This window comes from Pectobacterium atrosepticum (assembly GCF_000740965.1).
Lineage (GTDB): Bacteria > Pseudomonadota > Gammaproteobacteria > Enterobacterales > Enterobacteriaceae > Pectobacterium > Pectobacterium atrosepticum.
Genome location: NZ_CP009125.1, coordinates 1,174,678 through 1,194,710, shown reverse-complemented (window position 1 = coordinate 1,194,710; position 20,033 = coordinate 1,174,678). Strand labels below are relative to the sequence as shown.

Here is a 20,033-nt window from a genome sequence, read left to right as displayed (position 1 = left end):
GGCTCATCCTAAGCCTACTATCTCCTCAGCATAATTTCTTACGCCGGATAACGGCCAGACCCGATGGCGTCCTTACATTGTGTATAAGGATCTTCCCTTGCGAAAGAGAAGACGGATACGGCATAAGCAGCACCCACAAAATATCTTAACGCGCGCGGCCTACGGCTTCACCGAGTTGCCATACGGCCATCGCATAGTGCGTGCTGTGGTTGTAGCGCGTGATGGTGTAGAAGTTCGGCAGTCCGTACCAGTATTGATATCCCGTTCCGATATCCAGCCGCAGTAGGCTGGCTTCACTGTATCCCGCCAGCGAATGCTGTGGCGTTAGCCCTGCGGCCTGAAGTTCAGTGAGCGAGTAACGGGTATTAAAACCGTTCGGAAGTAGCGGCGCTTGACCGTTTGCCGGCACCGCAACAGGCGCGCCCTTCACCCAGCCGTGCGCTTTGAAATAATTGGCTACGCTGCCAATCGCGTCCACCGGATCCCATAGGTTGGTGTGTCCGTTGCCGTCGAAATCCACGGCGTAATTCTTGAAGGATGAAGGCATAAACTGCCCGTAGCCCATCGCACCCGCGTAAGAACCACGCAGGCTGAGTGGATCGTTGCCTTCTTTACGTGCCATCAGCAGGAAGGTTTCCAGCTCGCCCGCAAAGTAATCGGCACGTCGTGGGTAATCAAACGCCAGCGTTGCCAATGCATCAATGATGCGCGTTTTCCCCATCACTCTGCCCCAGCGGGTTTCAACGCCAATAATGCCGACGATGATCTCAGGAGGAACGCCGTAAATATTCTGGGCACGCTGTAGCGCATCCTGATATTGATTCCAGAACGCCACGCCGTTCTGCACGTTGTCAGGCGTAATAAACTGATTGCGGTAACGGTTCCAGGCACCGTTCGGCCCTGAAGGTGGCCGTGATGTCGGAGCCTGTTTATCCATCAGACGGATCACCCAATCCAGACTTTTCGCCTGTACCAGCACATCATGCAATTGCTGACGATTAAAGCCATGTTCCTGCACCATTTTATCGACAAATCGCGCAGTGGCGGCGTTAGTCGCAAAATCACCGCCCAACGGATGGACATTGTGTGCAGGTTCAAGCAGGAAACCACCGTTGAAAGGATTCCCCGAAGGCGCTTCTGTGGGAGGAGGAGCTGGCTGACTGCTACAGGCAGAGAGCAAAACGAGCAGAGGGAGAAAACGAACCAAATGACGCATCAGATATCCGTATAGCCAGGTAAGAAATCAATATCAGCTATGGTAAAGGATTGTCTGATGTGAAAAAACCAGCCAGAGGTGAAAAAGTGCCGCGCGCCAACCAAATGGAAGACCCGCGCGCACCATCACACCCGAATCAGTTTTTCTTCACAAACTCGGATTTCAGCTTCATCGGGCCAAAACCGTCGATTTTGCAATCAATGTTGTGATCGCCTTCCACCAGACGAATCCCTTTCACGCGGGTGCCGATTTTCAGCGGGGTCGAGCTGCCTTTGACTTTCAGGTCTTTAATGACCGTTACCGTATCGCCATCCGCCAGCAGATTGCCGTTGGCATCTTTTACCACTAAAGCATCATCCTGCGCCGCCGCATCACCTGCCGCCGACCACTCATTTCCGCATTCAGGGCAGTTGAGCATTTCGCCCTCTTGCCAGGTGTATTCAGAACTGCATTTTGGACAATGAGGTAACTGTTGCATGATAAACTCCTGAAAAATACACAATAAAAAAGCAATAAATATCATTAGGTAACTACCATATTTTCGATATTTTACCCTTTTATGCACATTTTTGATAGTGAAGCAGCGTTTATCGCGACTTTACTGCCCACCTGACCTGGTTTCCCGTCTTGCTGCCAGAAACGCAATTAAGGCTTCTTGCGTGAGCGCTTTGGAATACAACCAGCCTTGTGCATAAGCTACGCCAAGGCTTTTCAGGTAGGCCTCCTGAATGGGGGTCTCGACGCCTTCGGCAACAATTTGTTGGTTAAGGCAATGGGCCATGCTGACAATATGGGACAGCACAATGTCGGTGGGGGAATGATTATTAATATTCCAGACAAAAGACTTATCGATTTTAAGCGTATTGGCTTTGACTCGCTCAAGATATGATAGCCCAGAATATCCGGTACCAAAATCATCAATGGCAACGTCGATGCCTTTTTGTTGATACAGTTCCACCATAAGTCCGGCTTTCTGTGGTTCGATCATTGATGATTCCGTTAATTCGACACTAATATTCGTCCCTTCAAGATCGTGTGCGGCAATGTGCTCCACGAGATAATTGAAAATGGAAATATCCTCGAATTCCGCCGCCTCAAGATTGATGGAGACAAACATCTCAGGGTAAATTTTCTTCAGTACGTTGGCCGTTTGTAGTGCCTCATCAATAACGTATAACGTCAATTCTTTCATCAACCCAATCTGACGAATCATGGGAATAAAGGAATCCGGCATAATTAAGCGCCCGTCCGAATGACGCCAACGAATCAGCGCTTCACATCCCACAATCTGAGCGGTATTCAGTTCAATAATCGGCTGATAATGCAATTCAAACTCTTTTTGCTTCAGTGCCTGATTAAGAACATAAAGCGGGCTCTGGAGAGTCAGTGTTCGTCGGGATATCAGCGTGGAAAGCAGCAGGGAAAGGAGAAGGAAAAGAGGCAAAGCAGAGAAAAAAATTGTCAGATAGCGTGCGGTACTCACGGGTTTATCTGCACTCACCACCAGAGCAAGATTACTGTTTGATAGCGGTTTCAGAACATAATATTTATTATCAATATAAAACCTATCGGTTCGATTTTCTCCCGTTACCAAGCGGGGAAAAACACCGTCACTGATCGAGTCCGACAAGATAACCTGCCCATCCTGTTTTTTTCTCTCCAGCAATGCACACTGGATATTATGGCTATAGGAGGGAACATCCAGAAATGAACGCGGATTTAACACAACAAGATGACGCGTTGCGCCAACATAAATCATTCTCTTATTACTATTCAGCGGGCTTTCAACGTTATACCAAACCCCATAGGCGTTTTTATAGACAAAATCGGGTTCGGAAAGAAACATCGTATTAATTTCGTTCAGCATCGAAGAACAGCGAGGCCGATTCCCGTCGATATAGACCACGTCCTGAATATAATCGTTGTCGTAAGCCACCCTGCGGAGCACATTCAGGTGCGGATTGTCACAATAAGGCAGGCTATATTCTTCTAATCTATCCAGCGCGGAGGTCGCCTGCCCCATTATTTCGCCAGCATGTTCAAGCGTGAGATTAGAAAAAGTCTCTACATCCCCTTCAAACTGTTTGAGCGTGAAAATCGAATGAATAACCAGCGCCAACGCAAAAAGCGAGGCCAGAATAAAAAATAGGCTGGAGGATAGTAAGAAAAAACCTTTCTTAAAATAGAGCGTTTGAAAATAAGCTAACAGGTTCTTTCTCATAGGAAGGGCGACGTATCATCATCACGAGAGAGCCAACATAGCACACAACCTCTCCCGACAATCTATGGATATACTAAATAATTATGATTTTAGCGTTTCGATAACTGTCTGGCTCAGCGAGCCTCGACAACATGAAGACAATATCTTTATTTGCTTTAAAAACAGCCAGTTACTTTCTATCACTTTTTTTGGAGCAATATCCTACCGTGATTATATTGTAATGAGAACCATTATCATATTAACATAGCGCTCTATTATTGACCGCCGATACACTTTTCTGCTTCTGACCATGATGTCTGACCACGCTACCACTTCTGCCGAACTGACGTTTGAATCACTCTATGGTTCGCATCACGGCTGGCTGAAGCACTGGCTGACAGGCAAGCTCCAATCTTCTTTTGATGCCGATGACATTGCTCAGGACACCTTCCTGCGTGTGATGAACGGCGAGTCGCTAACCACAATCCGCGACCCCAAATCTTTCCTGTGTACCGTTGCCAAACGCGTGATGGTCGATCTGTTTCGCCGCAATGCGCTGGAAAAAGCCTATCTGGATAGGCTGGCGCAGTTGCCGGAAGCGCTTGCGCCCTCCCCAGAGATCCAGCAACAGCAGCTTGAGACGCTCCAGCAGGTCGATCTCATGCTCGATGGTCTGAACCACAAAGCGCGACAGGCGTTTCTGCTTTCTCAGCTTGACGGCATGGCCTACGCTGAGATCGCCACGCGGCTGAATGTCTCCATCAGTTCAGTCAAAAAGTACGTTGCCAAAGCCACAGAGCATTGCCTGCTATTTCGTCTGGAGCACGGACTGTGAGTCTTCCGCTGACAGAGTCTCAACGTCAGGCGCTGCGCTCTGCCTCGCATTGGTATGCGGTGCTCAGCGACGAACGTGTGAGCCCACAGCAAACCGAGAAATGGCAGCGCTGGTATGAACAAAATCGGGACCACCAATGGGCCTGGTTACAGGTAGAAAGCCTGCGCAGTCAGATGAATGTCGTGCCGGGTAACGTCGCACACCGCGCGCTTCAGGATACCCAGCTAACCCGTCGCCGTGTGATGAAAGGCATGCTGCTGCTGTTAGGCGTGGGCGGCAGTTGGCAACTTTGGCGTTCCGATACCGGAACGAGCCTGCGAGCGGACTACACCACGGCTAAAGGCGCGATTCGCCAGCAGCGTCTGGAAGACGGGACATTGCTCTCGCTTAACACCAACAGCGCCGTCGATGTCCGTTTCGATCCACAACAGCGGCGCATTCATCTCTGGTATGGTGAAATCGCGATGACCACCGGGCAGGATGCCAACAACCGCCCTTTCTATGTGCAGACACGGCAGGGGCAACTGACCGCGCTGGGCACCGAGTTTACGGTACGTCAGGAAGAAGGTAGCACTTTGCTGAGCGTGCAACAGCACGCGGTGAAAGTCGTACTGGCAGACGATCCGACACAAGAACGCATCGTGCGTCAGGGCGAAAGCCTGCGCTTCAGCGCGCGGGAACTGGGTGAAACCCAATCCGCAGATGAAGAAAACAGCAACTGGACGCAGGGTATCCTCAGCTTCAGTAATAAACCGCTCGGCGATGTGATGGCGACCCTCTCGCGTTACCGTCACGGCGTGCTGCGCTGTAGCCCAGAGGTCGCAACGCTACGCTTAAGCGGCACCTTCCCGCTGAAAAATACCGATACGGTTTTACAGGTCATTGAGAAAACACTACCAGTTAAAATTCAGTACATTACGCGCTATTGGGTCAATATCCTTCCCGCAAACTAAACGATAACGAAAAAAATTATCATTCTTGATTGTCCTTTTTCTCCCTCTCGTTCGACTTAAATATATAGCCTAAATAATTCGAGTTTCAGGCAGGCGGCAAGAGAAGGAATCCCGATGAGCTTACACAAGTAAGTGATTCGGGTGACTGAACGTAGCCAACGCACATGCAACTTGAAGTATGACGGATATGAATACAAAAAAATGATGATGGAGAGGTTATGACGCCCTTACGCGCCATTCGTAAAGCAACACCTTTAGCTATAGCGATACAGCTCAGCCTGCTGTCGACAGTCGGTATCACGACAGGGATGACCTACGCAGCCACTGCGCCCGCCACCGCACGCTACGATATTGCGGCTGACGATTTAGACAAGGCACTTAACCACTATGCTGCGCGCAGCGGAATTACGCTGTCGGTGGATGCCAGCCTGACACAGGGAAAGCGCAGTAGCGGCCTGCACGGCGACTACACCGTTAATGACGGCCTGAAAGCCCTGCTTGCGGGTAGCGGTCTGCAAGTGAAAGCGTTGGGTGATAACGCCTGGACGCTGGAACCAATCCCGACGGCAGCCGAAGAAACGCTGACGGTCGTTGGCGACTGGCTGGGTGAAGCCCGTGAAAATGATGTCTTTGAACACGCTGGCGCGCGTGATGTGATCCGCCGTGAAGACTTCGCCAAGACCGGTGCCACCACGATGCGCGATGTCTTAAACCGCATACCCGGTGTTTATGCGCCAGAAAATAACGGTACGGGAAGCCACGATCTGGCTATGAACTTTGGTATCCGCGGCCTGAGTCCGCGTCTGGCCAGCCGCTCCACCGTTCTGATGGACGGTATTCCGGTACCATTTGCGCCCTACGGTCAGCCACAGCTTTCTCTCGCCCCGATTTCGCTTGGTAATATGGACGCCGTTGATGTCGTGCGTGGCGGCGGCGCAGTACGCTACGGGCCACAGAGTGTCGGTGGCGTCGTGAACTTTGTCACCCGCGCGATCCCGAAAGAGTTTGGCATTAGCGCTGGCGTAGAAGGCCAACACAGCCCGACCTCTTCACAGCACAACCCGAAAGAAACCCACAACCTGTTGGTTGGCGGCACGGCCGATAACGGTTTTGGTTCGGCATTGCTTTATTCCGGCACGCGCGGCAGCGACTGGCGTGAGCATAGCGCGACGCGTATTGACGACGTCATGCTGAAAAGCCGCTACGCGCCGAACGAGGTGCACACCTTTAACAGCCTGCTGCAATATTACGATGGCAGCGCCGATATGCCGGGCGGCCTGTCGCGTGCCGATTATAATGCTGACCGCTGGCAGTCAACGCGTCCGTACGATCGCTTCTGGGGACGTCGTCAGCTTGCCAGTTTTGGCTATCAATACCAGCCAGATCAGCAGCATAAATTCAACATTCAGAGCTTCTACACGCGCACGCTGCGCAGCGGTTATCTGGAGCAGGGGTCGATTCTCACGCTGTCGCCACGCGAATATTGGGTGCGCGGCATCGAGCCTCGCTACAGCCAAAGTTTTACCCTCGGCTCGTCCGCTCATGAAGTGGGGGTAGGTTACCGCTATGTCAGCGAATCCACCCACGAAGTGCGTTATTTCACCAGTACCGCCAGCAAGACGCTACCCAGTGCCAACAGCACCATCGACCGCGAAACCCGCGCGGGTACAGAAGCGCACGCGTGGTACATCGACGATCGCGTTGATATTGGCAACTGGACAATTACGCCGGGTATGCGCATAGAGCACATCAAATCTTATCAGGACAATACGCTGAAAGGCACGGGCGAAGCGGTCAGCTACAACGCGCCGCTGCCCGCCTTGAACGTTCTCTATCACGTCAACGACAGCTGGAATCTTTATGCAAACACCGAAGGATCATTCGGCACCGTACAGTACAGCCGAATTGGCAAGGCTGCTAAAAGCGGCAAAGTGGAACCAGAAAAAGCGCGAACCTGGGAAGCCGGCACCCGCTACGACGATGGTGCGCTAACGGCAGAAATGGGCGTCTTTCTGGTCAACTTTAATAACCAGTATGACTCCAACCAGACCAACGATACCGTCACTACCCGTGGGAAAACCCGCCATTCCGGGCTGGAAACGCAGGCTCGCTATCATCTCGCCGACCTGTCCCCCCGTTTAGACACCGTGTCGGTTTATGCGCGCTATGCCTATGTGAATGCTGAAATTCTCGAAGCGGGCGACACCTACGGTAATCAGGTGCCCTTCTCTTCAAAACACCGGGGCGGATTCGGCGTCGATTACCAACCGGGCAACTGGACGTTCAATCTGAATAGTGAATTCCAGTCCAGCCAGTTTGCCAATAATACCAACACCGTTGCCGAAAGCGCCGATGGCAGCGCCGGACGTATCCCCGGCTTTATGCTGTGGGGCGCTCGTGCAGCCTACGACTTCGGCCCACAGTTCTCTGACCTCAATTTGGCCTTTGGTGTGAAAAACCTGTTCGACCACGATTACTACACGCGCTCGAACAGCGATGACAACAACAAAGGTATTTACGCTGGCCAACCCCGCACCTTCTATATGCAGGGCTCGCTGAAATTCTGACTGTCACGCTCTCGCTCACCGGGCAGATGCCCAGCCTGACTGACGATCATGACTTATTCAATCACGATAATGACTATACCCTAAATAATTCGAGTTTCAGGAAGGCGGCAAGGGAAGGAATCCCGATGAGCTTACTCAGGTAAGTGATTCGGGTGAGTGAACGCAGCCAACGCACATGCAACTTGAAGTATGACGGGTATATTGATGGAGTTACGCTATGTTTGCTCTACTTCGCATTGCACTAATTACCACGCTTTGCCTGTTCGGACTGAGTCGCGCCAATGCAGTAACGGTGCAGGATGAACAGGGTTCCTTTACGCTCGACATGCCGCCTCAGCGCGTTGTGGTGCTGGAGCTCTCTTTTGCCGATGCGCTGGCCGCGATAAACGTCAGCCCAGTCGGCATCGCCGATGACAACGATCCAGACCGGATCTTGGCGGAAGTCCGTGAACACCTTAAACCCTGGCACTCCGTGGGAACGCGCGCGCAGCCGAGTCTGGAAGCCATCAGCGCCCTGAAGCCTGATTTGATTATCGCCGACAGCAGCCGCCATAGCGGTATTTACACGGCGCTGAAGGCTATCGCTCCGGTACTGCTGCTGAAATCACGTAACGAAACCTATGAGGAAAACCTGCATTCGGCGGAGATCATCGGCAAGGTATTAGGGAAAGACAGCGCGATGCAGGCTCGTCTTGCTAAGCATCGCGAGACAATGAAAGCCTACGCAGACCAGCTTCCCAAAGGCACGAGCGTGGCTTTCGGCACCTCGCGCGAACAGCAGTTTAACCTGTATTCTAGCGAGGCCTACACCGGCAGCGTGTTGGCTGCTCTGGGTCTGAGCGTGCCTAAACCTATCAATAATGCGCCGATGGCCTCCATCAATCTGGAACAGCTGCTGGCGATTAACCCACAGTGGCTGATTGTGACGCACTATCGCGAAGAGAGTATGGTGAAACGCTGGCAGCAGGATACGCTCTGGAACATGCTGGAAGCACAGCAAAAACAGCAGATTGCCGCGGTCGACAGCAACGCCTGGGCGCGGATGCGCGGTATCTTTGCCGCAGAACGCGTCGGCAGCGATACGGTGAAGATTTTTAAACATCAGCCCGTTAGCATCAGCAGCGAGCAATGAGGCAAAATTTCCATCCGTTCTGGCGTTGGGGATTACCGATAATGGTGCTGCTGGGCGTGTTCTGGCTCAGCCTGTTCTGTTATTCCGCGATCCCTATTCCCGCGCTCAGTGCCATCAAAGCGCTGATAACGGGATCGCCGTCTTCGCTACTGGAGGCGCTAGTGCTCAACCTGCGCCTGCCCCGCAGTCTGGTTGCCGTACTGATCGGCGCCAGTCTGGCGCTGTCCGGCGCTCTGCTTCAAACTCTGACCCATAATCCGCTGGCTTCTCCTTCTCTGCTCGGCATCAACAGCGGCGCAGCGCTAGCGATGGCACTGACCAGCGCTTTCACGTCTTCACTTTCCGGTTATCCCATCGCCTTGGTTGCCGCCTGCGGCGGCGGTGTCTGTTGGTTGATGGTGATGGCGGCGGGCGGTGGCTGGCGACAAACGCTCGATCGTAATCGCCTGATTCTGGCAGGTGTCGCGCTTTCTGCCCTGTGCATGGCCTTAACCCGCATCACGCTGCTGCTGGCGGAAGATCACGCCTATGGCATTTTTTACTGGCTGGCGGGTGGCGTATCGCACGCACGCTGGGTGGAATTCTGGCAACTCTTCCCCTTTGTCATCATCGTCATCCCCGTTGTCCTGCTAATGGCAAACCAGCTTAATTTACTGAATATTGGTGACGTAAGCGCCCATACGCTGGGCGTCAACTTGGGTCGCCTACGCCTTGTCTTGAATCTGGCAGTGCTGGTATTAGTCGGTGCCTGCGTGAGCGTAGCCGGTCCGGTGGCGTTTATCGGTCTGTTAATACCGCATCTGGCACGTTTCTGGATCGGGTACGACCAGCGAAAAATGCTGCCCATGAGTATGCTGATGGGCGCGGCATTTATGCTACTGGCCGATCTGCTTGCCCGTGCGCTCGCCTGGCCGGGCGAACTGCCTGCCGGCGCGGTACTGGCACTGATCGGTGCCCCCTGTTTTGTCTGGCTGGCAAGGAAACGAGGATAATGCGCCCCGTCACTGTATTTATCTCGATTACGCTGCTGTTACTCGCCACTAGCGTTCTGGCGCTGCGCATGGGAGCAATTCCGCTACCGTGGTCGGCGTTGATGAGCGGTTGGTACAACGCCAACGAACATCATTACGTACTGACGCAGTATCGCTTGCCCCGCGTGCTACTGGCGCTGTTCGTCGGTGCAGCGCTGGCAATTTCCGGCGTGTTGGTTCAGGGGATCGTACGTAACCCGCTAGCCTCGCCGGATATTCTCGGCGTAAATCACGCGGCAAGCCTGGCAACTGTCAGCGCGCTAATGCTGGTGCCTTCACTGCCGGTGATCTGGTTGCCGGTCCTAGCGTTCATCGGCGGCATCGCCGGGCTGCTACTTCTGCGACTTATCGCGGGAACATCATCACCCATGCGGCTGGCGCTCATCGGCGTTGCGCTGTCTGCTACCTGGGCAAGCCTCACCGATTATCTGATCCTCTCCCGCCCGCAGGATGTCAACAACGCGCTGCTGTGGCTAACAGGGAGCCTATGGGGACGCGACTGGTCATTCGTCATGGTCGCGCTACCCGTCCTCTGCGTACTGATTCCGATCAGCCTGCGCTTTTGCCGCGATCTGGATTTATTGGCACTAGGCGACGACCGTGCCAGTACGCTGGGTGTCAATATTGGGCGTATTCAGTTCTGGGGATTGACGCTGGCAGTAGCGCTCGCCGCGACTAGCGTGGCCGTCTGCGGGCCCATCGGGTTTATCAGCCTTGTCGTGCCGCATCTGATCCGCTATCTGGTGGGAGGACGACACCACTGGCTTCTTCCTGCTTCAGCCGTTGCTGGTGCGTTGGTACTGCTACTTGCCGATCTGCTGGCGCGTACGCTGAACCCACCAATGGAATTACCCGCCGGGGTGCTAACCGCGATTATCGGTGCGCCTTGGTTTTTTTGGCTTCTCGTGAGAATGCGATAAATGGAACTCACCACACAAAACCTGACGGCAGGTTATGGCGATAAACGTATTCTTGACGGCCTGTCGCTGTCGCTGCCTGCGGGAAAAATTACCGCCCTGCTCGGCCCCAACGGCTGTGGAAAGTCAACGCTACTGAAGTGCTTCGCCAAGCTGCTCACTCCAGAATCCGGTGCTATTCAGCTCAATGGCAAGCCGCTATCTGCGTTCTCTGCTCGCCAGCTTTCACGTCATCTGGCGCTGTTACCACAGCAGCATTTGACGCCGGAAGGGATTACCGTACGTGATATGGTGGCCTACGGACGCAGCCCCTGGCTATCGCTGTGGGGGCGGTTATCACAAGACGATATCCAGCGCGTGCAGTTCGCGATGGAGAAAACGCACATCGTCGAGCTGGCCGACAAACGGCTAACCGATTTGTCCGGCGGACAGCGGCAGCGGGCGTTTCTGGCAATGCTGCTGGCGCAGGATACCCCCGTTGTACTGCTCGACGAACCGACGACTTACCTCGATATCAATCATCAAGTGGAACTGATGAAGCTACTGCGCGAACTGAACCAGGCTGGAAAAACGGTGGTAACCGTCCTGCACGATCTGAATCAGGCCAGCCGCTACTGCGATCATCTGGTGATGTTGGCGGATGGGCGCGTGATAGCGCAGGGTTCACCGCACGAAGTGATGAAACCGGAATTACTGCAACGAGTGTTCAGCATCGATGCGGAGATCCATGCAGAGCCGGTATCAGGTCAACCAATGTGTGTGGTGAAGTGAGCGCGGATCATGTTCTTATCCATCAAGATGAACGCAGCAACCTCATAAAAATATTTATGCCTCTACGAAAATAACCTTGTTAGCCGAAAGCCAACGGAATCGCTACTCTACGTGTACTACATGGAATCAATACACGTCGTGGGGCAACATCATGACGATTAGCTCAAACCATCAGAATTTAAGGAAACGTAATATGGGATTAAAATTACACCATCTTAATGATTCACGGTCTGTTCGTATCCTCTGGTTGCTTGAAGAAGCCGGGATACCTTATGAGCTTGTCAGATATCAGCGAGATGAAAAAACGCATCTGGCACCCGCATCACTGAAAGCGATACATCCTTTAGGTAAATCACCGTTGATTGAAGAGGATGGAAAAGTCATCGCAGAATCTGGTGCGATCGTTGAATACCTGATCAATCGCCATGCGAGACACTTAGCGCCAGATGCAAACGCAGCCGAATATATTGATTATCTTCAATGGATACACTTTGCAGAAAGCTCCGCGATGCTGCCGGTTTTATTGAAGATTTTTGGCGAATTTGAAAAGAATACCGGAACCACACTGAATTTCCTTGAGGGTTACGCTGACAACGAATTCGATAAAGTCTTTTCATTTTTAGACGACACGCTGGCTTCGAGAGAATTTATTGTGGGTGATACCTTAACCGGCGCGGATATTATGCTGGGTTTCGTTATTAATACCGTCGTGGAACGACTCGTTCCTGCTGAACGTTTCCCCAATATTCAACGCTATTCACAGCGGCTGAAAAATCTGACTAGCTGGCGAAAAGTCCAGGATATTGAAGCAAGCGCAGAATAAAGAATAAACGCGAGGTACCCTGAAACACGGCGCATCGCGTTCAAAAATAACCACGATTGAGATGATTAATTCAACACCACCTATTTCGTCAACAAGGGCGGAATAGCGGGAAACTCAAGCGCCGCCGCTATATCTTTCTGCGTAATACGAAAAGCTTCAGGGTAATGCTCGCGGCTAATACGGCGCAGCGGTTCGGTATCACGCCAGGTATACAAACAGCACTGGCACTGATATACCGTCCAGACGCCTTTCACTGGCGATGTCGCCATCACTTCGATCTGCTCATCGGCACAACGTGGACACACCATTTATCACTCCTTAGTTATCGATTCGCCAGCATGGCAGACAGTTTTTCAACCCAGACTTTGGCTTCAGGCAAATCCTTCACGGATTGGCTGTAGTGACCACGGATATCCGGCGCGACGGGCGTTGTAGCATCAATGATCAGTTTGTCGGTGATACCTGCTGGGCTTGAGCTCGGATCCAACGCCAGCACAGGCATATTCGGCAGTTGAACCAGATCGCCAGCCGGGTTCACTTTGGCAGACAGTGCCCACATGACCTGGGGAAGGTTAAAGGGATCAACATCCTCATCAACCATGATAACCATTTTCACATATCCCAGTCCGTGTGGTGTAGTCATGGCACGCAACCCTACTGCACGAGCAAACCCTCCATATCGTTTTTTGGTGGAGATAATCGCCAGCAATCCGTGGGTATACATCGCGTTAACTGCCTGAACCTCTGGGAACTCCGCTTTTAATTGCCGATAGAGCGGCACGCAGGTTGCGGGGCCAATCAGATAATCGACCTCGGTCCAAGGCATACCAAGGTACAGAGATTCAAAAATCAGTTTAGAGCGATAGGACACTTTATCAATTCTCACCACGGGCATACTACGGCCACCAGAATAATGCCCAGTGAATTCACCAAACGGCCCTTCAATTTCGCGCTTACGGCTTTCAATCACGCCTTCCAGAATAACTTCGGAGCCCCAGGGAACATCAAAACCGGTGAGCGGTGCAGTAGATATAGGGTACGGACTTTCACGCAGCGCACCCGCCATTTCATATTCCGATTGATCATATTTCAGCGGCGTTGCCCCCATTAGCGTAATAATGGGATCGTTACCGAGGGTAATAGCAATGGGCAAATCCTCGCCGCGCTCTTCTGCCTTCCGGAGATGCATGGCAATATCGTGCATCGGCACCGGTTGCAGGCCCAGCTTACGTTTGCCCTTGACTTCCATCCGGTAAATACCGACATTTTGCTTACCGAAATGCTCGGGATCGTCGGGATCGCGTGAAACAACGCAGGCCTTATCCAGGTAGAAACCGCCATCACCGTCGTTTAAACGGAACAATGGCAGGAGAGCGAAAAGATTGATGCCATCCCCCTCCAATGCATTTTCTGCCCACGGCGGGTTCTCGCGTCGTTCCGGCGCAACTGGGAAGTTATCCCATCGGCGAATGAACTCATCAATTTGCTGTTTTACCGGTGTATTTCCCGGTAATCCCATAGAGATGGCATGATTCGGCCATGAACCTATCGTATTCATAACGACATGTGCATCAACAAATCCTTTAATATTCGTAAAAGATAGCGCGGGTGCCCCTTCCCCAATACGTCCCGTTGCATTGGCCGCAGCGGCCAAATCTGGCTCAGCCTGAACTTCCTCATCGATATGCAACAGTTGGCCATTTTCATCAAGTGCGTTTAAAAAACCGCGTAAATCATCAAATGCCATATCCAGATTCCTTTCTTCCGAATGAGTGACAGAATAATCAGTCTAGTTGCTACCTATGATGCTGCAAGAAACGTGCGAACCGCCTCGCGCAATGCGCGGTAACGGCTATTGACTCATTTACCAAAAAATGCAGAAATTACCCTCCCATAAGGAAAAAGGATTTATGGGGCAGGATTATGGATAATATTAAGGAATAAATAATGGCAAATTTGATCTATCTAAAACTCACTGGCGTAACGCAAGGTCTTATCTCTGCGGGCTGTTCAAGTGCAGACTCGATTGGCAATAAATATCAGACTTCCCATGAAGATGAGATTTTTGTTTATGAGTTAATGAATAGAATAACTCGGCAGGATAATGTTTCCCTCAACCCTGTGGAAATCAGAAAACCGATAGATAAGGCAACGCCTCTTCTGGCACAGGCATTAGGTGATAACGAAAAACTAACCTGTGAATTTCTGTTTTACAGAACGTCCCAATCCGGTGGCAACGAACTCTATTTTAAAATGGTGCTAAGAGACGCCATTATCAATGACATTCAGTTTTTCTATCCTAACTCATTAACACATAATGAAACCCAGCCACAGGAAAGCATTTCGTTTAAATTTGCATCAATCGAATGGGAGCATGTGGTAGCAAGAACCAGTTCTTTCCTCTTATGGACTGATTCGACTTACTAATACATAATTGATGGGTGATAGTGTTCAAATATTGCTACACCCTATAAAATATAATAAAAACCAGGAGAAAAAACCATGAATGACCAAGAGACAGAAAAGGAACTCTTAGCGAATGGTTTCACACAGAATGATATTAACTTCATGAGAAAGATAATCTCTCGTGGTGAGGATAGTGAAGAGACGCTACAGAGATTGATTCATACATTACGAACACGGTTTTATAACGGGTGCTTTTTGTTTGTTGTTATAATAGCTGCATTTACCATTAATTTTATTTTTAACACACGAGCTGATTTAATTGAATTCTTTGTTTACTTTTTTGTCATGATGCTTTCTCTTTTTTTAGTTTATCACATAGGGCCAATGAAATTGGCATATAAGTCATATTCCTACCTAAAGAGAAAGGGTAAGATGGGCTGATCCAGCCTATTATCTTAAAGAGAGTCATCTTTATATATATCAGACATTATTCGTATCTTATTTCCAGCCCCGATCATCTTCAACATCAGCGATGCTCTGCTCATCGTATTTATTTTTCTATAATAATCGCTGGGAATATATCGAAAAAGCCTCCAGGCATCAGGTTTCAGCGTTAATTTGACGATACCATAGAATGAAGTGACAAGATCGACTGAATGATAAGCCAACAAGCCTGATCTTTTATCAAACCCCAAAAATTCTGCTGTACGTACATAGCCAGACTTCATAAATCCTACTGAATCCTCACGCCCAATAAGATGAAAAATACTCTCACTAAGTGAACTTGCTCCATTTAGAGCGATATGTGCCCCAATAAATCGACCTAAATAACCAGTCGCGGCATAAGCGATTCCAACTCCAGAAACAAACTGGGCACCACCAACAATTACACCGATTGCATTTATTGTATAACCAAATTCCTTATCTCTTTTCTCCATGCTGATGGTAATAAATACCTTGGCTTTTTCAAGAGAAAGCATTGTTCCTTGTTTTTCAATATTGGCACATTCTTCCTTGATATTATTAATAGCAACCTGACATTCCGATGAGCTACTGGCATTTCTAACGATGTCCAGATTTCCATTAGAAAAACGTCGAATTTCGTCTTCAAATTTTGCTTTAAGAAAGAGATCGTTAATATGACGAGCGGAAACAATTCTGGCTGTCTTTATTAGATCAAACGAGGCTGCCTGAGCCATAGCCAAAAAATATTGATTATTAACACTATTTCTATTTAGGTAATTGTCCATATCTCGCATCCTTGACGTTAAAGAACATTGAGAACCATCATCCATTCCCTTGCTTATCTGTTCTGCTAATCAGCTAACTTTCGCCCCTTCGGCTCAATCCCCTGCTTTCTCAATTCCTGACGAGCAAGCGCTTTGAACCCGTTATCGAGGCTGATACCTTACTTTTCTGTGTCAATCTTACCTTATGAATGATCGCGACGTTGGGCAAAAATCCCACCTATTATCAGCTTAACAATAGTGATAGCCTCAGACCGCATTCGATCTTCACTTCATTGACTTAAGGATTCGGGGCAAACTTGCGAGCCGCATCGCGCGCCTGAGCAATAGAGGAAAAATCGCATACGCATCCCTGTCTCAGTCTGGTAACGTCGTCTGACGCCAAATCACTGCCATCAATGTTAAGATAGCGCACTCGCAGGTGATGTTTTTCATCTGCCAGTCAGTATACTTCTGGCATTCCATTTCAATGCTCAGGTGACGAGCCATTGGCAAGATTTAACATCGACCCTACGCCATCATCTGAATGAACCAAAGCGTTAAGACTGAGTAAAATCAATATGAAAGATTCTACCGACAAGGATTTCACTGCCCACACTCCGATGATGCAGCAGTATTTTAGGTTAAAGGCTGAACATCCGGAAATCCTGCTGTTTTACCGTATGGGCGATTTTTACGAGCTGTTCTTTGACGATGCCAAGCGGGCTTCTCAACTGCTGGATATTTCGCTGACGAAACGCGGCGCTTCCGCAGGGGAACCGATCCCGATGGCGGGCGTTCCTCACCATGCCGTTGAAAACTACCTTGCCAGACTGGTGCAAATGGGCGAATCCGTCGCGATCTGTGAACAGATCGGCGATCCCGCCACCAGCAAAGGGCCAGTGGAACGTAAAGTCGTGCGTATCGTCACGCCAGGAACCATCAGCGACGAAGCGCTATTGCAGGAAAAGCAGGATAACCTGCTGGCAGCAATCTGGCAGGACGGTCGGGGATTCGGTTACGCCACACTAGACATCAGCTCTGGACGCTTTCGCGTAAGTGAACCCGCCGATCGGGAAACCATGGCGGCCGAATTACAGCGCACCAATCCAGCAGAGTTACTCTACCCAGAATCCTTTGAGTCCATGGAGTTGATCGACAATCGTCATGGGCTCCGTCGTCGTCCGATGTGGGAATTTGAACCCGATACCGCACGCCAGCAGCTTAACCTGCAATTTGGTACCCGCGATCTGACCGGTTTTGGCGTAGAACAGGCAAAGCTCGCGCTGCGAGCCGCCGGATGTTTGCTGCAATACGCGAAAGACACACAGCGCACCTCGCTGCCGCATATTCGTGGCATTACAATGGAGCGCCAACAGGATGGCATCATCATGGATGCGGCAACTCGCCGTAACCTTGAACTGACGCAAAACCTGTCAGGCGGCGTAGAAAATACGCTGGCTGCCGTACTGGACTGCACCGTAACAGCGATGGGCAGCCGGATGCTGAAGCGCTGGATTCACATGCCTAGCCGCGATATTGATGCGCTTAAGCAGCGTCAGCAGGCTATCAGCGCATTGCAGGAAATCACACCGGATCTGCAGCCCTACCTGCGGCAGGTCGGCGATCTGGAGCGTATTCTGGCGCGCCTCGCGTTGCGCACGGCACGTCCGCGCGATCTGGCTCGAATGCGCCATGCTTTCCAGCAGTTTCCCGATATCCGCGAACAGCTTGCGCCGCTGGATACTGATTCCGTTCGCCGTTTGGTCAGCCTTATTGGGCAATTTGATGAACTACGCGATTTGCTGGAACGCGCCGTTGTCGAAGCACCGCCAGTCCTTGTACGCGACGGCGGCGTTATCGCGCCGGGTTACCATACGGAACTGGATGAGTGGCGAGCACTGGCTGACGGTGCCAGCGATTATCTGGACCGTCTGGAAATTCGTGAACGTGAAAAACTGGGGCTTGATACGCTGAAAGTCGGGTTCAATGGTGTGCACGGCTATTACATTCAGGTGAGTCGAGGCCAGAGCCATCTGGTGCCGATCCACTATGTACGCCGCCAGACGCTGAAAAATGCCGAGCGCTATATCATTCCCGAGCTGAAAGAATACGAAGACAAGGTTCTGACCTCGAAGGGCAAAGCGCTGGCGCTGGAAAAAGCACTCTACGATGAGCTTTTCGACCTACTGTTACCTCATTTAGCGGAACTCCAGCAAAGTGCGGCAGCACTGGCCGAGTTGGATGTCCTGACGAATCTGGCGGAACGCGCCGATACGCTGAATTACGTCTGTCCGACGCTGAGTGACAAACCCGGCATCAAAATCGCAGGTGGTCGTCACCCGGTCGTCGAACAGGTACTTCGTGAGCCGTTTATCTCGAACCCTCTGTCACTGTCACCACAGCGTCGTATGCTGATCATTACCGGCCCCAACATGGGCGGTAAAAGTACCTATATGCGTCAGGCAGCGCTGATTGTGCTGATGGCGCATATCGGCTGCTTTGTGCCAGCGGATCAGGCGGTCATTGGTCCGGTCGATCGTATTTTCACCCGCGTGGGTGCAGCAGACGATCTGGCATCTGGTCGATCCACCTTCATGGTAGAAATGACCGAAACGGCGAACATCCTGCACAACGCCACGGAAAACAGTCTGGTGCTAATGGACGAAATCGGCCGCGGCACCTCAACCTATGACGGTTTGTCGCTAGCATGGGCCTGCGCCGAAAGTCTGGCAAACCGCATCAAAGCGATGACACTGTTTGCAACGCACTACTTTGAGCTGACCACCCTGCCGGAAAAAATGGAAGGGGTGGTGAATGTCCATTTAGATGCACGCGAGCACGGCGATACCATCGCCTTTATGCACAGCGTGCAGGATGGCGCAGCCAGCAAAAGTTACGGGCTTGCCGTTGCCGCATTGGCAGGAGTACCAAAAGAAGTGATTAAACGCGCACGCCAGAAACTGAAAGAGCTGGAAACGTTGTCGAATAATGCATCATCCAGCCATATCGATGGCGCGCAGCTAGCGCTGCTGAACACTGATGAACCGTCACCGGCGATTGAAGCGCTGGAAGCCATCGATCCTGATGCGCTTACGCCACGTCAGGCGCTGGATTGGTTGTATCAGCTAAAGAAAATGCTCTAACGCGAGTCAGCGCGGGCTAATAAATAGCAAAAAGGCACTGAAAATCAGTGCCTTTTTCTTTTAAACATTGAATCAGTCTATCTGTGTATCGCAGTTTGCTCGCGCCTTCATACGTGCTTTATCGCTGCCGTTAGGGACAACGGCCTTCACCATCTGCCCTTCTTCCATCGACGGAATGATGGCAAAATGCGCAGTTAGAACAAGTAATACTGGTTCAGCAGCTTGATCTCTCACGCGAAAATATTGTCTTTCCAACTCCGCGCTGTCATCCATCACAAAGGTTTTTCCTGTCGCGCAGTCAGAGAAGGTCGCGACGTCCGCCATATAGCGGTATATTCCCTTCATTACCATCGGCGTGTTTGGCAGCGGCTGCTCGGTTGCCGTCAACTGACGAGGAAGAGATGAATTGATGGGCAAACCTTGTTGATCCAACATTTCAAGGGTGCCATCAACTGGGCGGAAGTAACGTTTTTCGCCCGCGCTGTCCGTCAACACCAGCTTATCCGCGGTGCGTCTCCATTGCCCATAGGAAGCGAACGTGTTGTTACCTTCTCGCGTCGTTTGATACTGTTCACGCAGAATAAATGTCCCGTCTTTTTCCAAAAACAGTGACGTATCAATCCCTCCGCAGTCCGCACAGGGTAAAACGCCACGATAACTTTGCGCCATTGGTTTAAGGGGCTCTTCCTGAACTTGTGAGCGGGTATGGCACCCGATCAACCCAGAAATCCCTGCTATCAACAGCACACCGATAGCCAGTTTTTTCATCATTATTTTTCTGTCCCTCTGTCCTGTTTTCCCGTTCTTACC

At 51.1% G+C, this 20,033-nt stretch carries 18 protein-coding genes; 11 read left to right on the top strand and 7 right to left on the bottom strand.

Annotated elements, in window-relative coordinates; translation table 11 throughout:
- Positions 1–145: 145 nt before the first annotated feature.
- From mltB to GZ59_RS05325, 3 genes are all read right to left on the bottom strand, one after another.
- Complete coding sequence (gene mltB, locus GZ59_RS05335) at positions 146–1,216, bottom strand: lytic murein transglycosylase B (protein ID WP_011092681.1); 1,071 nt, start codon at positions 1,214–1,216, stop codon at positions 146–148.
- A 136-nt stretch (positions 1,217–1,352) separates the two neighbouring features.
- Positions 1,353–1,694 carry a zinc ribbon domain-containing protein YjdM gene (locus GZ59_RS05330; protein WP_011092680.1) on the bottom strand — a complete coding sequence of 114 codons (342 nt, stop codon included), beginning with the start codon at positions 1,692–1,694 and terminating at the stop codon, positions 1,353–1,355.
- A gap of 120 nt (positions 1,695–1,814) precedes the next feature.
- The gene (locus GZ59_RS05325) at positions 1,815–3,437 is read right to left on the bottom strand and encodes an EAL domain-containing protein (protein ID WP_011092679.1); all 1,623 of its coding nucleotides are present in this window, start codon (positions 3,435–3,437) and stop codon (positions 1,815–1,817) included.
- 292 nt (positions 3,438–3,729) lie between these two features.
- Between GZ59_RS05325 and fecI the strand changes: the two genes are divergently transcribed.
- From fecI to GZ59_RS05285, 8 genes are all read left to right on the top strand, one after another.
- Positions 3,730–4,251: a ferric citrate uptake sigma factor FecI gene (gene fecI / locus GZ59_RS05320; RefSeq protein WP_011092677.1), complete on the top strand. Its 522-nt coding sequence runs from the start codon at positions 3,730–3,732 to the stop codon at positions 4,249–4,251.
- Positions 4,248–5,204 carry a ferric citrate uptake sigma factor regulator FecR gene (fecR, locus tag GZ59_RS05315; RefSeq protein ID WP_039290587.1) on the top strand — a complete coding sequence of 319 codons (957 nt, stop codon included), beginning with the start codon at positions 4,248–4,250 and terminating at the stop codon, positions 5,202–5,204. The genes fecI and fecR overlap by 4 nt, the downstream gene beginning before the upstream one ends.
- A 218-nt stretch (positions 5,205–5,422) precedes the next feature.
- Positions 5,423–7,771 carry a TonB-dependent Fe(3+) dicitrate receptor FecA gene (gene fecA, locus GZ59_RS05310; protein ID WP_039290583.1) on the top strand — a complete coding sequence of 783 codons (2,349 nt, stop codon included), beginning with the start codon at positions 5,423–5,425 and terminating at the stop codon, positions 7,769–7,771.
- A 217-nt stretch (positions 7,772–7,988) separates the two neighbouring features.
- On the top strand, positions 7,989–8,903 hold the full coding sequence (locus GZ59_RS05305; protein WP_039290580.1) for a Fe(3+) dicitrate ABC transporter substrate-binding protein FecB: 915 nt from the start codon (positions 7,989–7,991) through the stop codon (positions 8,901–8,903).
- Positions 8,900–9,895 carry an iron-dicitrate ABC transporter permease FecC gene (gene fecC / locus GZ59_RS05300; protein WP_039290577.1) on the top strand — a complete coding sequence of 332 codons (996 nt, stop codon included), beginning with the start codon at positions 8,900–8,902 and terminating at the stop codon, positions 9,893–9,895. Before GZ59_RS05305 ends, fecC begins: the two co-directional genes overlap by 4 nt.
- A complete protein-coding gene (gene fecD / locus GZ59_RS05295) occupies positions 9,895–10,854 on the top strand; it encodes a Fe(3+) dicitrate ABC transporter permease subunit FecD (RefSeq protein WP_011092672.1) in 960 nt (319 codons plus the stop codon). The genes fecC and fecD overlap by 1 nt, the downstream gene beginning before the upstream one ends.
- Positions 10,855–11,622, top strand: a complete 768-nt coding sequence (gene fecE / locus GZ59_RS05290) for a Fe(3+) dicitrate ABC transporter ATP-binding protein FecE (protein WP_011092671.1) — start codon at positions 10,855–10,857, stop codon at positions 11,620–11,622.
- Between the two features lie 193 nt (positions 11,623–11,815).
- Positions 11,816–12,445: a glutathione S-transferase family protein gene (locus GZ59_RS05285; protein WP_011092670.1), complete on the top strand. Its 630-nt coding sequence runs from the start codon at positions 11,816–11,818 to the stop codon at positions 12,443–12,445.
- Between the two features lie 80 nt (positions 12,446–12,525).
- Here GZ59_RS05285 and GZ59_RS05280 read toward each other — a convergent pair whose 3' ends face one another.
- Together GZ59_RS05280 and GZ59_RS05275 are read right to left on the bottom strand one after the other, a co-directional pair.
- Positions 12,526–12,753 carry a non-oxidative hydroxyarylic acid decarboxylases subunit D gene (locus GZ59_RS05280; RefSeq protein WP_011092669.1) on the bottom strand — a complete coding sequence of 76 codons (228 nt, stop codon included), beginning with the start codon at positions 12,751–12,753 and terminating at the stop codon, positions 12,526–12,528.
- 14 nt (positions 12,754–12,767) lie between these two features.
- The gene (locus tag GZ59_RS05275; RefSeq protein ID WP_039290573.1) at positions 12,768–14,192 is read right to left on the bottom strand and encodes a non-oxidative hydroxyarylic acid decarboxylases subunit C; all 1,425 of its coding nucleotides are present in this window, start codon (positions 14,190–14,192) and stop codon (positions 12,768–12,770) included.
- 200 nt (positions 14,193–14,392) lie between these two features.
- Here GZ59_RS05275 and GZ59_RS05270 point away from each other — a divergent pair, with 200 nt between their 5' ends.
- Positions 14,393–14,872: an Hcp family type VI secretion system effector gene (locus GZ59_RS05270; RefSeq protein ID WP_011092667.1), complete on the top strand. Its 480-nt coding sequence runs from the start codon at positions 14,393–14,395 to the stop codon at positions 14,870–14,872.
- 75 nt (positions 14,873–14,947) lie between these two features.
- Complete coding sequence (locus GZ59_RS05265; protein WP_039290569.1) at positions 14,948–15,292, top strand: hypothetical protein; 345 nt, start codon at positions 14,948–14,950, stop codon at positions 15,290–15,292.
- Positions 15,293–15,306: 14 nt separating this feature from the next.
- Here GZ59_RS05265 and GZ59_RS05260 read toward each other — a convergent pair whose 3' ends face one another.
- A complete protein-coding gene (locus GZ59_RS05260) occupies positions 15,307–16,101 on the bottom strand; it encodes a DUF4225 domain-containing protein (RefSeq protein ID WP_039290568.1) in 795 nt (264 codons plus the stop codon).
- A 557-nt stretch (positions 16,102–16,658) separates the two neighbouring features.
- Here GZ59_RS05260 and mutS point away from each other — a divergent pair.
- Positions 16,659–19,223, top strand: a complete 2,565-nt coding sequence (gene mutS, locus GZ59_RS05255) for a DNA mismatch repair protein MutS (RefSeq protein ID WP_039290565.1) — start codon at positions 16,659–16,661, stop codon at positions 19,221–19,223.
- Between the two features lie 72 nt (positions 19,224–19,295).
- On the opposite strand, the gene nlpE is transcribed toward mutS, so the two are convergent.
- Positions 19,296–19,991, bottom strand: a complete 696-nt coding sequence (nlpE, locus tag GZ59_RS05250) for an envelope stress response activation lipoprotein NlpE (protein WP_039294768.1) — start codon at positions 19,989–19,991, stop codon at positions 19,296–19,298.
- Positions 19,992–20,033: the final 42 nt, after the last annotated feature.

Excerpts from the sequence above, each read along its gene's own strand:
- mltB (WP_011092681.1), bottom strand. The coding sequence starts at position 1,216 with ATGCGTCATTTGGTTCGTTTTCTCCCTCTGCTCGTTTTGCTCTCTGCC.
- GZ59_RS05330 (WP_011092680.1), bottom strand. The coding sequence starts at position 1,694 with ATGCAACAGTTACCTCATTGTCCAAAATGCAGTTCTGAATACACCTGG.
- GZ59_RS05325 (WP_011092679.1), bottom strand. The coding sequence starts at position 3,437 with ATGAGAAAGAACCTGTTAGCTTATTTTCAAACGCTCTATTTTAAGAAA.
- fecI (WP_011092677.1), top strand. The coding sequence starts at position 3,730 with ATGTCTGACCACGCTACCACTTCTGCCGAACTGACGTTTGAATCACTC.
- fecA (WP_039290583.1), top strand. The coding sequence starts at position 5,423 with ATGACGCCCTTACGCGCCATTCGTAAAGCAACACCTTTAGCTATAGCG.
- GZ59_RS05305 (WP_039290580.1), top strand. The coding sequence starts at position 7,989 with ATGTTTGCTCTACTTCGCATTGCACTAATTACCACGCTTTGCCTGTTC.
- fecC (WP_039290577.1), top strand. The coding sequence starts at position 8,900 with ATGAGGCAAAATTTCCATCCGTTCTGGCGTTGGGGATTACCGATAATG.
- fecD (WP_011092672.1), top strand. The coding sequence starts at position 9,895 with ATGCGCCCCGTCACTGTATTTATCTCGATTACGCTGCTGTTACTCGCC.
- fecE (WP_011092671.1), top strand. The coding sequence starts at position 10,855 with ATGGAACTCACCACACAAAACCTGACGGCAGGTTATGGCGATAAACGT.
- GZ59_RS05285 (WP_011092670.1), top strand. The coding sequence starts at position 11,816 with ATGGGATTAAAATTACACCATCTTAATGATTCACGGTCTGTTCGTATC.
- GZ59_RS05280 (WP_011092669.1), bottom strand. The coding sequence starts at position 12,753 with ATGGTGTGTCCACGTTGTGCCGATGAGCAGATCGAAGTGATGGCGACA.
- GZ59_RS05275 (WP_039290573.1), bottom strand. The coding sequence starts at position 14,192 with ATGGCATTTGATGATTTACGCGGTTTTTTAAACGCACTTGATGAAAAT.
- GZ59_RS05270 (WP_011092667.1), top strand. The coding sequence starts at position 14,393 with ATGGCAAATTTGATCTATCTAAAACTCACTGGCGTAACGCAAGGTCTT.
- GZ59_RS05265 (WP_039290569.1), top strand. The coding sequence starts at position 14,948 with ATGAATGACCAAGAGACAGAAAAGGAACTCTTAGCGAATGGTTTCACA.
- GZ59_RS05260 (WP_039290568.1), bottom strand. The coding sequence starts at position 16,101 with ATGGACAATTACCTAAATAGAAATAGTGTTAATAATCAATATTTTTTG.
- mutS (WP_039290565.1), top strand. The coding sequence starts at position 16,659 with ATGAAAGATTCTACCGACAAGGATTTCACTGCCCACACTCCGATGATG.
- nlpE (WP_039294768.1), bottom strand. The coding sequence starts at position 19,991 with ATGAAAAAACTGGCTATCGGTGTGCTGTTGATAGCAGGGATTTCTGGG.